Origin of the sequence: Pseudomonas helmanticensis, from assembly GCF_900182985.1 — a bacterium.
Classification (GTDB): domain Bacteria; phylum Pseudomonadota; class Gammaproteobacteria; order Pseudomonadales; family Pseudomonadaceae; genus Aquipseudomonas; species Aquipseudomonas helmanticensis.
Genome location: NZ_FXUY01000001.1, coordinates 1,826,155 through 1,838,715, shown reverse-complemented (window position 1 = coordinate 1,838,715; position 12,561 = coordinate 1,826,155). Strand labels below are relative to the sequence as shown.

The window sequence follows — 12,561 nt, the reverse complement described above, 5'->3', positions numbered from 1 at the left end:
GCGGGGCGTCAGAAACGCCAAGTCATGTTGCCGGTCACGGCTTGAATCCAGGCGTTGTCGAACTGACCGGAAGTTCGCGTGCCCGAAGTGGTTTTGGTCTGATCCACCGGCATATCGCCAAGCCAGACAAGTGCCCAGCTGACGTTGATATCAGTGTCCTTGTTGAGCGCATAAGTGGCACCGGTAGCAATGCGCCAGGATTCGCCCATGGGCACGCTGAACGTGCGGTTACCGTCCGAGACAGCACTGCTGTCGTAGGCTACGCCGACATTCCACAGCAGTTGTCGCGTGGCTTGGTACTGAGCGCCGAGCGCCAGTTGCCAAGTGTCTTTGTAATGGCCGTCGATGGTGGTCGATTGCGCGCCGACGGCGCTGGTGTCGACCTGCACCGCGACGTCACCGAACTCGGACCAGTCCTGCCAATTGACCGAAGCGAGGAGCGCCCACTGCGGATCGAGTTGCTGGAAAAGGCTGAGCGTCACGGTTTGCGGCACAGTCATGTCGAGGCGTGTGTCGGTGCCATCCAGTCTCGTCAGCAGTGGTCCGTTGCCCTTGACGTCCAGTCCGTCCTCGAATTCCAGATCGACCTTGCTGGTGTAGGCCAGACCGATGCGCGTACCGGATTGCGGGGCATAGATCACGCCCACATTTGCACCGAAGCCCCAGTCGTTATCCTTGTATTTGAACTGCCCGTCGGCACGGTCGGTCAGGCCGAAAGGCGAGCGGTCGATGGCGGTTTGCGCCTGAAGCATGCCGTACATGGCCTTCACGCCGACGCCTAGCGACCATTGTTCGTTGAAGCGATAAGCCACGCTGGGCACGAACGACAATCCGGCGAGGCTGGCGTTCTGCGCGAAGTAGCGCCCGGACCAATCGTTGTCGTAATTGGCTGCCAGCCCGAAGTCCGCGTAGTTGCCGAAACCTACACCCCAATGTTCATCCAGTTCATGGCTTATAAAAAAGCTGCCACCCGGAATCGGGTCCAGAGCATTGCCACTGTTGCTGCCTGTGCCGTTGGTGTTGCCGTCGCGATTGAACGACAGGTTGCCGTAGAGCACCTGTAAACCGCCGGTTATTTGCGTGCCGGGCAGGTAACTCATGCCCGCCGGATTGCTGGCAATGGTCGACGGGCCTTGAGCCCGGGCGGCAGCGCCGGCGTTTGCCAGACCGGTGTTATCGGTACCGATTTCGTAGAGCATGATGCCGCCGGCGCAAGCCTGCTGACAGCACAGTGCGAGCAGGGTCAGAGTGGGCAGGGTGGTGGTTTTTATCTGCATGGAAGACCTCGGCAAATGTCCGCTGGGAGCGTGGGCGACCGGCCTCGGTCACCCATGTTTCGCCTGAAGTGCTACTTGCCCATGGCCGCCCGGGCAGCCTCGATCTTGGCTTTGACCGCTTCGAGGTTGAAGCTCGCGCCTTTTTGCATCGGCGGATATTCAACAGCGGTCATTGCCAGTTTGCTGACCTGATCCTGCACGAATACGAAGCGCCAGAACTGATATTTGAACCACTCGAAATAGGACAGCGAGCCATTGGCTGTGAGGTTTTCGGACCAGCCCATCCGTTCAAAGGGATCGAGCCGCAAATTGGTCAGCACCGGCATGTCTGGTTGTTCCTTGGCGCCGAGCCAGCCACCTGGCTGATTGATAAAACGGTATTTGAAGTCATCGATGCGGATCGCGCCGAGAGTACTTTCACCGAAGTAGAAGATTTCGTGGCGATTCGATGGACCATTCCCGGTGATCATCGGCGTCTGGTCATAGCCGTCCAGGTGCACCTTGTAGGTGGTGTCACCGAGCTGTTTGCCCTTGAGCAGCTCTTGCGTAATGTTCGGGTTACCGGCCGCCGCAACGAAGGTCGGGAACCAGTCCATACCGGACATGATGCCGTTGCCAACCGTATTGGCCGGCACTTTGCCGGGCCAGCGAACGATCGCCGGAACCCGGAAACCACCTTCCATGACTGTGCCTTTGCCCATGGCAAACGGAGTTGTGCCGCCATCCGGCCAAGTGAAGTTTTCCGCGCCGTTGTCGGTGGTGAACACCACGATGGTGTTGTCATCCATGCCTTCTTTTTTCAGCTTGGCGAGCACGTCACCGACGATATCGTCGAGCTGCGCCATGCCGGCTTCCTGTTCCGACCAGCCATTTTCCGAGTTGCGCAGTTTTTCATACTTGTCGGAAAGGTGAGTGACGATGTGCATCCGCGTCGGATTGAGCCAGAGAAAGAACGGTTTGTTGTCTTGTCTGGCTTTATCGACAAAGGCAAAAGCCTTGTCACGAATCTCGTCGTCAACGGTTTTCATCCGTTCGGGATAGAGCGTGCCGGCGTCTTCGATCTTCTGTTTGCCGACCTTGCCCCAGCGCGGCATTTCGGTGGTGTCATCGGTGTTGGTGGCCCAACTGTGAACCATGTTGCGCGGACCGAATTTTTCCAGTTGATCCTGCGGATAGTTGGGGTGTGCAGGGTCTTCCATTGCATCGAGGTGATAGAGGTAGCCGAAGAACTCGTCGAAGCCATGCACGGTGGGCAGGAATTGATTGAGGTCGCCGAGGTGGTTCTTGCCGAACTGTCCGGTCGCGTAGCCCATGGCTTTGAGTGTGGTGGCGATGGTCACCGCTTCGGCGGGAATACCAATCGCAGAGCCGGCCTGACCTACCGTGGTCATGCCGGTGCGAATCGGCAGTTCACCGGTAATAAAGTTCGCGCGCCCGGCGGTGCAACTCGCTTCGGCGTAATAGTCGGTAAAACGCATGCCCTCTGCGGCTAACTGATCGAGATTAGGTGTGCGCCCGGCCATCATGCCCTGGTTATAGACGCCAATATTCGACCAGCCAATGTCATCGCCCATGATGACAACAATGTTCGGCGGGGGCTTGTCGGCGGCCATTGTCAGCTCGGGTATGACCGTTGCGGTCAACAACAATGAAACAGAGAACAACCGGGAGAAATATGTCGGCTTCATGAGGCGCTCCTGTGTACTTGCGTAAGTACCGAAGACAGGCCCCCCGACCGTCTTGCAACTGGTTATCCCCCGCAGGAGCGTAGGTTCGATCCCTGAAATAGCCAGTATTCTTTTTTCGACGCCAATCAGCGTCTTATGGAAACGGTGATTTTATTTGGCGAATCAGATGAAGAATGTCATGTAAATGACCTTGGTCCCGTTTCCACCACCCACCACAACCAAACACCATACTCGGCCAACAGGTAGGAGCTGCCGAAGGCTGCGATCTTTTGATCTCCCCCCGCCAGATCCTTCTACCTCTGGAAGACAGCCAAAATGAAAACCTCGCCTAACAGCGTTCTCAACAACAAATACCAGAGCTGTTTAATAGAAGCCTCCGGTAACTACCCAAGCCCTACAACGCCTTGCGCCGTTGCCTACGACTAAGCCAGAATCCGCTGGCTTGTGCGTCTAGGGCGCGGGTTCTATCGTCTGTCGGTCACTGAAAAGCAGTGGTCGGGTTTGGTAGCCCGTCATAACTAGTCGCATCGCGCACCGTTCGCAGACCGCTTCAGGTCTCTGCTCAATGGTGGCCATGCGCAGGACACCTTCGGGTGTGCCGGGTCCTAGTTACCGGTCTACCAACCCGCGTATGGCCGCCACCTTCGTTTGGTAGCGAAAGTGAAGGCTCCTTTTTATTAACTAGGAGTTTCACCATGATCAAACCAACACCCAACCCACCAGAAACCGACCCCACATCCCCTTACGAATCCCCCGACTCCAAGCGATTCCACGAAGCCGCCGAACGCGCCCTCAACCACTATCTCGGCCCCGCGCAAATCATGGCCAGCACCCACCAGCCCGAACGCATGTACCTCGCCAACCCGAAGTACAACAGCGAATCCCTACTCGCCAACGCCAGCGAAACCCTCGGCTCCGCCAGCGAAATGCTGATCAACTTCGCCGCCATGCTCGACACCTCCCATCGCAAAACCGCGCTCGGCATCGCCCAAGTCGTGATGCTCGGCGAACTCGCGGTAAACCAAGCGCTGGATAACGTCGAAATCGCCAATTAACCGCCCCCACCGACGAGGGGAAACCCTCGTCGCAACACGCGGTCTCAACAGCGCTGGCACAGGGCCACGGCTTGTGCCTCACAGCCTCAACTGTCACCCTTCGCGCCGTTCTTCAGGGATCAGAACAAGGAATCACGGATGAGTGGCTACGTACCCAACCCGCCGAAAAATTTTCGTTACGAAGAAGCCAAACCCGTCGATATTCATGCCCAGCGTTGGGCTGAGTATGAGAAACATGGGAAAGAGCCTGCGCCTGAGCCTGAAAAAATCGGCATCGCGTTGAGGATTGGGGTGTTCTTTGATGGGACTGGGAATAATGCGAATAACACGGCGGCTGGATTGCTGTGTGGGGCGCAGCATCCGATTGCGCCGGAAGATATTCCTGCGAGTTGTCAGCCGTATATGAGCGATCCCGACAGTAGTTACGGCAACGATGTCAGCAACGTGAAAAAGCTGAGCGAACTGTATGAGGCACCGCGACTGGCTGAGGGGGCGGGGCCTCGAAAGAAAGCTTTCGGTATGGTCTACGTCGAAGGCATAGGCACCCGATCAGGTGAAGAAGACAGTAAATTTGGCGCCGGTACAGGACGTGGCGAAACCGGTGTTGCCGGGCGTGTCCAATCTTCTTTCGCGTTGATCGAACAGCGTATCACTGAGGTATTGAATAAAAATCCCGATAGTGAAATTGCGTCGTTGACCTTCGACACGTTTGGCTTCAGTCGCGGTGCGGCAGCCGCCAGACATTTCGCCAATGAGATCGTGCGTGGCAAACAAGGCCCTCTGGGCGAGATTCTTCGCAGCAAATCAGATGTCCTCAGTCCTACCTTTGTCGATCAATACAACCGCGACATCAATATGGGCTTCATTGGTTTATTCGACACTGTACCGTCGATTGCTGGATGGTCCAATTTAGGCAACATCAAAAGTGCAGTCGCAACAGGGATCAAACTCTACCTCGACCGACGTTATTTCACCGACGTTGTGCAGTTGGCTGCGCGGGATGAGTGCAGGGCTAACTTCGCTCTTAATCGAGTAGCGATGGATCATCCGGAAATTGTCTTGCCAGGTGTGCATTCCGATGTTGGGGGCGGTTATCTTGAGGACGCCGAAGAATGTGTGCTCATTAGCCCAATGCAAACTCTAGACATCGGCAAGTACGCGGATGTCACCACCACATCGGTCTACCAGGATGCGGTCAATGTCAGAAACCAGTGGTTAGCCAACGGCTGGCCTTCCGAAATGCTGGAAGTCGTTACGCCACCTCCTTTACTGATGCCGATCAGCCCTCAGGATCGACTGAGTCCTCGAGTCAAACGAGTCTATGCCGCCGTTCAACTCAAGCGTCCGGTGAGTGGATTACTGTCGAGAGTGAGCCTGCGCGTGATGCATCAACTCGCCAAAGCCAAAGGCGTGCGCTTAGAAGACATCCCCGAGACACCAGACTTCGCCGTTCCTGAAGAACTTCAGCCCATGTGTGATCGTTTTGTCTCCGGCGACTACAGCACCACGCCAGAGGAGGAGCAAATCCTCAAACTCAAGTACATTCACACGTCCGCCAATTGGAACCATCCGCTTGGCAGGAGAGATGGAAGTGGCATCAGAGCTGTTTATATCAATGCCCCCACGGAAGATGCAATCCGCGTAAAACACCCACACGTACCCGACTGGACGCTTTGGTAATGAAGTTATTTACAGCACTGCTGTGCGCGCTCTTCGTGGCTGGCTGTAATGCCGACCCGCTGTCAGCAAAAAATGACCCTAAGTCCCCATGGTGGGAACTCGGTTTTACCGAACCCAACTACATGAAAGTTTGGGTTGAAGACACTGCTGTGGAAGACATTAAGGGCAAGACGTTTCTGCGCACGGGTGGAGGTTCTGCGTCGGGCGGGTACCCAGAAGATGGTACTGAGTCGGCCCGAGGCTGGGACGGAGTGGGCGCGTCCGCAAAAGCGGTGGTTGGCGCTGATCTTCCAAAACGAATTTTCGTTCGTTGGCAGTCCATCGTAGAGCCTCAGACCTATCGCGCATGGGTGGACATACCCGAAGAAGCCAGACAATTGATGCTGACCTCGGTCAACCAGCGCTGCGCGAAAACACCAGAGCAGCGGAGCACCTATATTTCATCGGTCTATTTGGGGTTGGCGCCTGGAGGGGTTGTGCAGGTTTGGGTCAGAGACGAGTGCCACCATCCGGTCAAAGTCGCGAGAGCACAGGCGGAGATTGAGCCGCTAGGGCCTAGTCAAGGCAAGAACCAAGGGCGCTACGCGTATCCTGTCAGCGAAAAGTCCAAGCGGTATATCGAGAAATTTGGCATCCCTTACGGGAGTTGGTAACCCGTCTGCCAATGAAGCAAATCATATTAACGTTGAGTGGTTTACTGGTAGCTGCCGCCAATGGCCAATTAGCTCACCAATGCCTAATTTCAATTTGATGCAGCCTGTTGACCGCCACTTGAGCTGCGTCCAGTGCGCCTTCCATGTAGCCATTGTGCTCCAATGAGGCCTCAGTGCCTGATACCAAAAGTACATCCGACCAGACATCTTGGGTAGTAATAACGGTGCGCCCGGTGTGATGCACTTGGGTTGCCAAACGATCCCCGTCTGCGGCAGTGAAATCATCCCATGCCCAGTCTTTGATGTAGTGCGCCAGAGGAGTGGTTGCGGCGGTGCCGAACAGCCGCCCCATTTGCTGAATGCAGGCTGCAAGCAGCGCGCCTTGATCCATCGTCTTTCTGACGGATACAGGTAAGCCAATAAACCCGAACAATGCGGCGCTGCCTGCTGGGTCGCAGGCGTCATGGATTTCCACCATTGGCCCGATATGGCTTTGAGCCGATCCTGATAAACCAGCCGCCCTCCAGAACGGCGCTGAGTACAACGCGACATATTTGGCGTGCGCCGCCATCCAGGTCGGGGTCTCGGCCCACTGTGCCATCCGCGAAGCAGCAGTTGGCGGTTCGAATTCGATGCTCTGAGCCATCAGTCGCAACGGCATTGCACTGATGACATGGGTGAACTCCATGTTTTCCAAAGATGACGATCCATCGGATGCCATTAAAAAGACTCTGGAGTTGCGTAGCGTCACCTTGGTAATCCGGCAGTTCAGGAGAATGCGCTCAGCGGGCACTTTAGTGGCAAGCGCGTCTATTAATTGCTGCACGCCGCTATGGATGCGCATTGAGGTGTTTCCTGATTCCCAGCCAACCATGCGCCTCGGTGGCTGCAGGGATGAGCGCTCCATTAGCGTTGCGCCCTCTGTATGTTGCGCGAAGGTGGCAATCTCAAGCTCTTCTACCAGCGCAGCCATGCGCGGCTGGAAGTCGGGCCACATCCATGCGGGACCCAAGTCATGCCTTGGCCCCGGGCCAGGCGTCGATAAAATTCGGCCACCGAGCCGGTCACGAGCCTCAAACAGTTGGTACTCCACGTTCATTTGCGACAACAGGTACGCCGTATAAAGGCCGCTGAGACCGCCGCCTATGATTGCTACCTTGACCGTGTTCATGGTGTTCCTCGAAACGAAAACCCGCAGGCCAATTGCTTGATCCTGCGGGCAGGCTTGTCAGCAGTTGATCACTTGTCGTCGAGTGCTGCGTAGGCGTCCAGCACCCGTGCCGAATAGGTGACGGCCGCTCCAGCATTGAGGGCGATAGCAACGCCCAGCGCCTCGGCGATCTCTTCGCGCGTAGCACCGTGTTTTGCCGCCGCCTTGGTATGCACCGCGATGCAGCCATCACAGCGGGTAGTGACGGCGACCGCCAGGGCGATCAGTTCGTGAGTCTTGGCATCGAGATGACCGGTTTTTGCCCCGGCGCCGTCCAGCACTTGTAGGCCCCGAACCGTATCCGGCGAAAGTTTGGCAAGATCGCCAACGCGGCTCAGGAGTGTTTCCCGATAATCATTCCAATCCATCATCATGGCTCGCTCCTTTAGATTCGGCCGGCAGTCACACCGCCATCGACTGGCAACAAGGTGCCGGTGATCCACGAAGCCTGTTCTGAAGCGAGAAACAACATCGCCTCGGCCACATCCGCTGGCTGGCCGTTACGCCCCAAAGGGTGGAAGGCATTAAAAGTCGGTAGCACGGCTGCAACCTGATCTTTGTCCATGAAGGTGTTGTAGACCGGTGTCTCCACCACGGCGGGGGCAACGGTGTTGATGCGGATGTTGCTCGCCGCCAACTCGATGGCCAGATTACGCGTCAGCGCGTGAACGCCAGCGTTCGCCGCTGAGTAAGCAGCCGACGGCGTGGCACCGATGGCTTGAATGGCCCACAGCGAGCCAGTCTGTACGATGGCTCCGCCGCCGCGTTGTTGCATGGCCTTCGCCGCCGCCTGGGCCATGAAAAATTTGCCCTTGAGGATGATGTCGACGAAGCCGTCGTATTCCTGCTCGCCCACTTCCAGGAAGGGTTTTGGATTAAAAATGCCGGCATTGTTGATCAGGATATCGACGCCACCGAACTCGGCAGTTGCCAACGCGACGAGTGCCTGGGCAGTGGCAGGCTGGGAAATATCGGCGGCGAGTGTGCGCACATTAGTGCCGGTCGGGTCGATCTGAGCGGCGGCTTTTTCGAGTTTCGCAGCATCACGCCCGGTAATCACTACGCTGGCGCCTTCGGCAACCAACCGCGCTGCGACCTCTTTACCGATACCTGAACCGCCGCCAGTAACGATAGCTACTTTGGAAGAAAATCTTTTCATCGTTGTGTTCCTTTTGCTAAAGAGAGGGAGTCGCCGGAATGAACGGGTCGACTTGGTCACCGGGCCTTTTGGCTGTAATGCTTCGGCATGGCTGCTATTCTTCGCCCAATACGCAATGGCGACAAATCAGAAGATTTTTCCAATCATTAAAGAAATTCTTTTCCATATGACTACGCCAACCTATCTCAATGCACTGCGAGCTTTTGAAGCCGCCGCTCGTCACCAGAGTTTTTCAGCCGCGGCGACGGAGTTGCATGTCACCTCGGCAGCGGTAGGGCAGCAGGTGCGCACCCTTGAAGCCTGGCTTGGCGTGACGTTGTTCCATCGCGCATCGAGCGGCTCTACGCGTCTGGTTCCGACCGATGTGGCGAGGGAGGCGCTGCCAGATATACGCGAGGGTTTTGATCGCTTGCGCGCAGGGTTGGAGCGTTTGAAAGAGGGATCGCTTAACACTGGCCTGACCGTAACCGTCAGTCCGGCGTTTGCGGCGAAGTGGCTGCTACCCCGTATCGAGCGTTTCCAGCTGGCTCATCCGCAAACCGATGTCCTGCTGGATACCAACCTGCGCCCGGTGGACTTCGTCGTCCAGGGTGTGGATGTTGGCGTTCGCTATGGCGCCGGACAGTGGCCCGGATTGACGGCCTCCAAGTTGATGGATGAAGAAATGTACCCGGTGTGCGCGCCGGGTTATTCGTTGCTCAAGAAAGGACGGTTGCCGAAGGGGAAGCTTGCCGAAGCGACATTGATCCATGATCTGTCGATGGCGGCTGACCCTGCCTATCCCACTTGGCGTACCTGGCTCGATGCCGCAGGCTACGTGGATATCAATGCCGATCACGGCCTGCGCATCAATAATTCGGCGGCCGTCTTGCAAGCAGCGATTGACAGACAGGGATTGGCGCTGGGGCGCAGTGTGATGGTGCGCGAGGATTTGGCGGCGGGGCGGCTGATCCGCCCCTTCGGTGAAACCACTTGTCCGCTCGCATTTGCCTATTACGTGGTTCACCGTCCAGAAGTGGCGGAGTTGGCGAAGATCAAGGCGTTCCGCGACTGGTTGATCAGCGAAGCCGACGCTTGAGCAGGATCAAGGCGCAGTGCATCGCTTGATCCACAAACGTGTGCCGGCTTGCCCGGCTTGCGCTTGCAGGGGCATGCCTCTGGGCAGGCGAAGCCAGGTCATTCGCTCAAGCAGATCCTTGCCTTCAACGATGGATCCGGCCAGTACCAGAACTTCCATCCCGTAAGGGTTGGCTAAAGACAGCAATGCGCCAGCCTCCAATCGCTCAAGCTTGACTTGCTCGCTAGTGCTACAGAACAGCAACTGTGCAGATGACGTGTCATCTTCGCGCTCAGACTGCACAACGCATTCCTGGGTATCTTGCGGATCGAACTGTTGCAGCCTCACAAATATCACGCAGCCCTGGTCGGAGCGTGGGGTGTGCCGGCTACCTGGAGGGTTGCGAACGTAAGTACCGGCAGGGTAATCGCCTCTCTCGTCCTGGAACGTGCCCTCAAGAACGAAGAACTCTTCGCCACCGGGGTGGCTATGTACAGGGAACACGCTTCCAGCTGCGTACTTTACTAGCGAGGTTGCTCGGGCCTTTTCTCCTCCGACACGATAGAGCATGCGTCGCTCGACGCCGGAGGAGGGAGAGGGCACCCACGGCAGGAGTGCCCCATGCACCAGCGTGCGATGATCGAGATCAGTGTTCAATTGCATGGCTTATAGCTCCGAGCGCCCGCCGTCGACCACCATTTCAGCCCCAAGCATGTATCGAGAATGGTCGCTGGCCAGAAAACATACAGCTTCGGCTATTTCTTCAGCTTGGCCCATTCTCCCTATAGGCACCTGGCTTCCCGTTCTCGAAACGTAAGCAGCAAACTGTTCCTCGGTTTGACCTGATTGGCGATGCAGCGGTGTGATAACCGAACCTGGGCTGACAGCATTGACTCGAATCTGTTGATCCAGCAATTCTGCTGATAACGTGCGAGCGAATGACCGCACAGCGGCTTTGGACGCGGAGAGTAGCGATCTACCGGGCGCGCCAATCTGGTTTAGCCAGGAGGTGTTGAGGATGATGCTGCTGCCTTTGGGCATCACCGGCACCAGCGCCTGCACGGTGAAGTACACACCTTTGACGTTTACGCCCAGCAGATGGTCGATCATGGCGTCATCTGTTGCTGCCAAAGGCGTTCCATAAGCGACCCCTGCGTTGGCGAACAGAATATCCAGACCGCCGAACGCCTGTTCAACCTGTTGGCGAACCCGTTGCATATCGGCCTGAATGCTGACGTCGGCCTGGATAGCAATAACCCCAGAGCCAAGACCGCTGGCGGCTTCCATCAAGCGATTCATATTCTGCCCGGTGATAGCGATCTTCGCGCCGTACGCGACCATCCGCTGAGCCGTAGCCAGGCCAATTCCTGAAGAACCGCCAGTGATCAGTGCTGCTTTTCCAGTCAACATGTCGAAACCCTGTGCAGAAAACATTTCAAGACAGGGTGTCTTGTGCGGTCTCGACTGGCGAGGCAGATTTTTGTGTGGTCATCTAAAGAAAAAATTGCGGGACGGCGGGGTAGTCTCGACCCATCGCATTAGACAGAAATCGACCCAATGCAGTCGTTCTCAAACTCGCGTTATTACAGAGTGTTTTCGAGTGATTAACGTGAGATAGGTTTTGCGTACCCAGTGACCTGATGCAAAATGCGGAATGGTCAATTCAACGCCGAGCCTAGCATGAACGTTATCAGTGCAGCGATGTATCAATCGAAACACACCAGAGCGCCGCATCCGGTGTTTACGATTGACTCCATTCCACTTGGAAACTGGATCAAGGGCGTCATTTACGACGCCATCGGTAACGACGACACAGATGGACTGGTTCCCGCACAAGGCTGGCTGACCGATGACGATCACTCGCGCTACGCGTGGCAAGTTCTCGAACCTAACGCAGAAGACTCCTCGACGATAGTACCGCTATTGATTTGCCCGGATGATATGGACTTGAGCTGCACTGTTGCGGTGGTTGAGCAAGTGATTCGTGGTGAGACTGTAATTTGGGAGCGTTTTGGCAGGGCCGTCGACATCGTTTCCGGCGTCATCACTGCGGTTGCCTGGAATGAAAAAAATCAGAGGGCTTTATTCCAGAAGGTTCAGTTTCAAGACGCGTTGTCAGCATTCAAAAGGCTCACTGAACATGAGTGGGTTTGATCGAACCAGAACAGTCGTTCAAAGTACGACTTGTACCGGCCTGTTCGATCAAGGCACTAGAGAAAAACTCAATATGAATCTGACAATCCGCAACGAACAATCTGAAGACATCCAGCGCATTGCCGCGCTGACCCTCACGGCGTTTGAGCACGAAGAACATTCCAGCCACACAGAACACTTGATTGTCGATGCGCTGCGTCGCGCCGGGCAATTAACTATTTCACCGGTCACTGTGTCTTCGGATGCGACAGGCTGGTACGGGCTCGGGCCAATATCCGTGTGACGAAACCGGCAAGGCCAAGGTATCGGTTCAGCCCTGATGAAAGCCTCTCTGGCGCAGTTGCAAGACCTGGGCGCAACTGGCTGCGTAGTGCTGGGTGATCGTGATTACTATAGTCGCTTTTGTTTCAAAGCCAATGCTGGATTGGAGTTGCCCGGGGTTCCTCAAGAGTATTTCCAGGCGCTTTCCTTCAGTAGTGATTTACTGGTAGGCACAGTGCTGTATCACGAATCTTTCGACGCCACGGAGTAAGCTCTGAGACCACCAGTTGTACATTTTCAATGGGCCAAAAACAGGGCGAGTTGAACGTCTGCTTCTGGCCGAAAGCTGCCCTATGCGCAACTCCCT

At 56.2% G+C, this 12,561-nt stretch carries 14 protein-coding genes; 7 read left to right on the top strand and 7 right to left on the bottom strand.

Annotation, left to right across the window (positions count from 1 at the left end):
• Positions 1–8 precede the first annotated feature (8 nt).
• Entirely contained in the window at positions 9–1,277 is a 1,269-nt protein-coding gene (locus tag QOL84_RS08265) for an OmpP1/FadL family transporter (protein ID WP_129392464.1), read from the bottom strand.
• A 71-nt stretch (positions 1,278–1,348) separates the two neighbouring features.
• The gene (locus QOL84_RS08260) at positions 1,349–2,965 is read right to left on the bottom strand and encodes an arylsulfatase (RefSeq protein ID WP_283436874.1); all 1,617 of its coding nucleotides are present in this window, start codon (positions 2,963–2,965) and stop codon (positions 1,349–1,351) included.
• A 695-nt stretch (positions 2,966–3,660) separates the two neighbouring features.
• Between QOL84_RS08260 and QOL84_RS08255 the strand changes: the two genes are divergently transcribed.
• From QOL84_RS08255 to QOL84_RS08245, 3 genes are all read left to right on the top strand, one after another.
• The gene (locus QOL84_RS08255; RefSeq protein ID WP_283436873.1) at positions 3,661–4,020 is read left to right on the top strand and encodes a DUF6124 family protein; all 360 of its coding nucleotides are present in this window, start codon (positions 3,661–3,663) and stop codon (positions 4,018–4,020) included.
• A 138-nt stretch (positions 4,021–4,158) separates the two neighbouring features.
• Positions 4,159–5,700, top strand: a complete 1,542-nt coding sequence (locus tag QOL84_RS08250) for a phospholipase effector Tle1 domain-containing protein (protein ID WP_283436872.1) — start codon at positions 4,159–4,161, stop codon at positions 5,698–5,700.
• Positions 5,700–6,353, top strand: a complete 654-nt coding sequence (locus tag QOL84_RS08245; protein ID WP_129392476.1) for a DUF2931 family protein — start codon at positions 5,700–5,702, stop codon at positions 6,351–6,353. Before QOL84_RS08250 ends, QOL84_RS08245 begins: the two co-directional genes overlap by 1 nt.
• A 73-nt stretch (positions 6,354–6,426) precedes the next feature.
• Here the strand turns inward: QOL84_RS08245 and QOL84_RS08240 are convergent, their stop codons facing one another.
• The 3 genes from QOL84_RS08240 to QOL84_RS08230 form a co-directional block, all read right to left on the bottom strand.
• Positions 6,427–7,524, bottom strand: a complete 1,098-nt coding sequence (locus tag QOL84_RS08240) for a flavin monoamine oxidase family protein (RefSeq protein ID WP_129392479.1) — start codon at positions 7,522–7,524, stop codon at positions 6,427–6,429.
• Positions 7,525–7,592: 68 nt separating this feature from the next.
• The gene (locus QOL84_RS08235) at positions 7,593–7,934 is read right to left on the bottom strand and encodes a carboxymuconolactone decarboxylase family protein (protein ID WP_283438641.1); all 342 of its coding nucleotides are present in this window, start codon (positions 7,932–7,934) and stop codon (positions 7,593–7,595) included.
• A 14-nt stretch (positions 7,935–7,948) separates the two neighbouring features.
• Entirely contained in the window at positions 7,949–8,722 is a 774-nt protein-coding gene (locus tag QOL84_RS08230; protein ID WP_283436871.1) for an SDR family NAD(P)-dependent oxidoreductase, read from the bottom strand.
• A gap of 166 nt (positions 8,723–8,888) precedes the next feature.
• Here QOL84_RS08230 and gcvA point away from each other — a divergent pair, with 166 nt between their 5' ends.
• A complete protein-coding gene (gcvA, locus tag QOL84_RS08225; RefSeq protein ID WP_283438640.1) occupies positions 8,889–9,800 on the top strand; it encodes a transcriptional regulator GcvA in 912 nt (303 codons plus the stop codon).
• Between the two features lie 6 nt (positions 9,801–9,806).
• Here the strand turns inward: gcvA and QOL84_RS08220 are convergent, their stop codons facing one another.
• Positions 9,807–10,442: a cupin domain-containing protein gene (locus tag QOL84_RS08220; protein WP_283436870.1), complete on the bottom strand. Its 636-nt coding sequence runs from the start codon at positions 10,440–10,442 to the stop codon at positions 9,807–9,809.
• A gap of 3 nt (positions 10,443–10,445) precedes the next feature.
• Positions 10,446–11,189 carry an SDR family oxidoreductase gene (locus QOL84_RS08215; RefSeq protein ID WP_283436869.1) on the bottom strand — a complete coding sequence of 248 codons (744 nt, stop codon included), beginning with the start codon at positions 11,187–11,189 and terminating at the stop codon, positions 10,446–10,448.
• A gap of 270 nt (positions 11,190–11,459) precedes the next feature.
• On the opposite strand from QOL84_RS08215, the gene QOL84_RS08210 reads away from it, so the two are divergent.
• Genes QOL84_RS08210 through QOL84_RS29475 form a run of 3 tightly spaced genes read left to right on the top strand, consistent with a single transcriptional unit; the run spans position 11,460 to position 12,465 of the window.
• Positions 11,460–11,933, top strand: a complete 474-nt coding sequence (locus QOL84_RS08210) for a hypothetical protein (RefSeq protein ID WP_283436868.1) — start codon at positions 11,460–11,462, stop codon at positions 11,931–11,933.
• Positions 11,920–12,216, top strand: coding sequence for a hypothetical protein (locus tag QOL84_RS29480; protein WP_430458709.1), 297 nt, complete (start codon positions 11,920–11,922; stop codon positions 12,214–12,216). The genes QOL84_RS08210 and QOL84_RS29480 overlap by 14 nt, the downstream gene beginning before the upstream one ends.
• 36 nt (positions 12,217–12,252) lie before the next feature.
• Entirely contained in the window at positions 12,253–12,465 is a 213-nt protein-coding gene (locus QOL84_RS29475) for a hypothetical protein (protein WP_430458708.1), read from the top strand.
• Positions 12,466–12,561 lie beyond the last annotated feature (96 nt).

What these genes read in the sequence shown, in the direction of transcription:
- QOL84_RS08265 (WP_129392464.1), bottom strand. Translation starts at nt 1,277, where the DNA reads ATGCAGATAAAAACCACCACCCTGCCCACTCTGACCCTGCTCGCACTG.
- QOL84_RS08220 (WP_283436870.1), bottom strand. Translation starts at nt 10,442, where the DNA reads ATGCAATTGAACACTGATCTCGATCATCGCACGCTGGTGCATGGGGCA.
- QOL84_RS08235 (WP_283438641.1), bottom strand. Translation starts at nt 7,934, where the DNA reads ATGATGGATTGGAATGATTATCGGGAAACACTCCTGAGCCGCGTTGGC.
- QOL84_RS08230 (WP_283436871.1), bottom strand. Translation starts at nt 8,722, where the DNA reads ATGAAAAGATTTTCTTCCAAAGTAGCTATCGTTACTGGCGGCGGTTCA.
- QOL84_RS08250 (WP_283436872.1), top strand. Translation starts at nt 4,159, where the DNA reads ATGAGTGGCTACGTACCCAACCCGCCGAAAAATTTTCGTTACGAAGAA.
- QOL84_RS08215 (WP_283436869.1), bottom strand. Translation starts at nt 11,189, where the DNA reads ATGTTGACTGGAAAAGCAGCACTGATCACTGGCGGTTCTTCAGGAATT.
- QOL84_RS08210 (WP_283436868.1), top strand. Translation starts at nt 11,460, where the DNA reads ATGAACGTTATCAGTGCAGCGATGTATCAATCGAAACACACCAGAGCG.
- QOL84_RS08260 (WP_283436874.1), bottom strand. Translation starts at nt 2,965, where the DNA reads ATGAAGCCGACATATTTCTCCCGGTTGTTCTCTGTTTCATTGTTGTTG.
- QOL84_RS29480 (WP_430458709.1), top strand. Translation starts at nt 11,920, where the DNA reads ATGAGTGGGTTTGATCGAACCAGAACAGTCGTTCAAAGTACGACTTGT.
- gcvA (WP_283438640.1), top strand. Translation starts at nt 8,889, where the DNA reads ATGACTACGCCAACCTATCTCAATGCACTGCGAGCTTTTGAAGCCGCC.
- QOL84_RS08245 (WP_129392476.1), top strand. Translation starts at nt 5,700, where the DNA reads ATGAAGTTATTTACAGCACTGCTGTGCGCGCTCTTCGTGGCTGGCTGT.
- QOL84_RS29475 (WP_430458708.1), top strand. Translation starts at nt 12,253, where the DNA reads ATGAAAGCCTCTCTGGCGCAGTTGCAAGACCTGGGCGCAACTGGCTGC.
- QOL84_RS08255 (WP_283436873.1), top strand. Translation starts at nt 3,661, where the DNA reads ATGATCAAACCAACACCCAACCCACCAGAAACCGACCCCACATCCCCT.
- QOL84_RS08240 (WP_129392479.1), bottom strand. Translation starts at nt 7,524, where the DNA reads ATGAACACGGTCAAGGTAGCAATCATAGGCGGCGGTCTCAGCGGCCTT.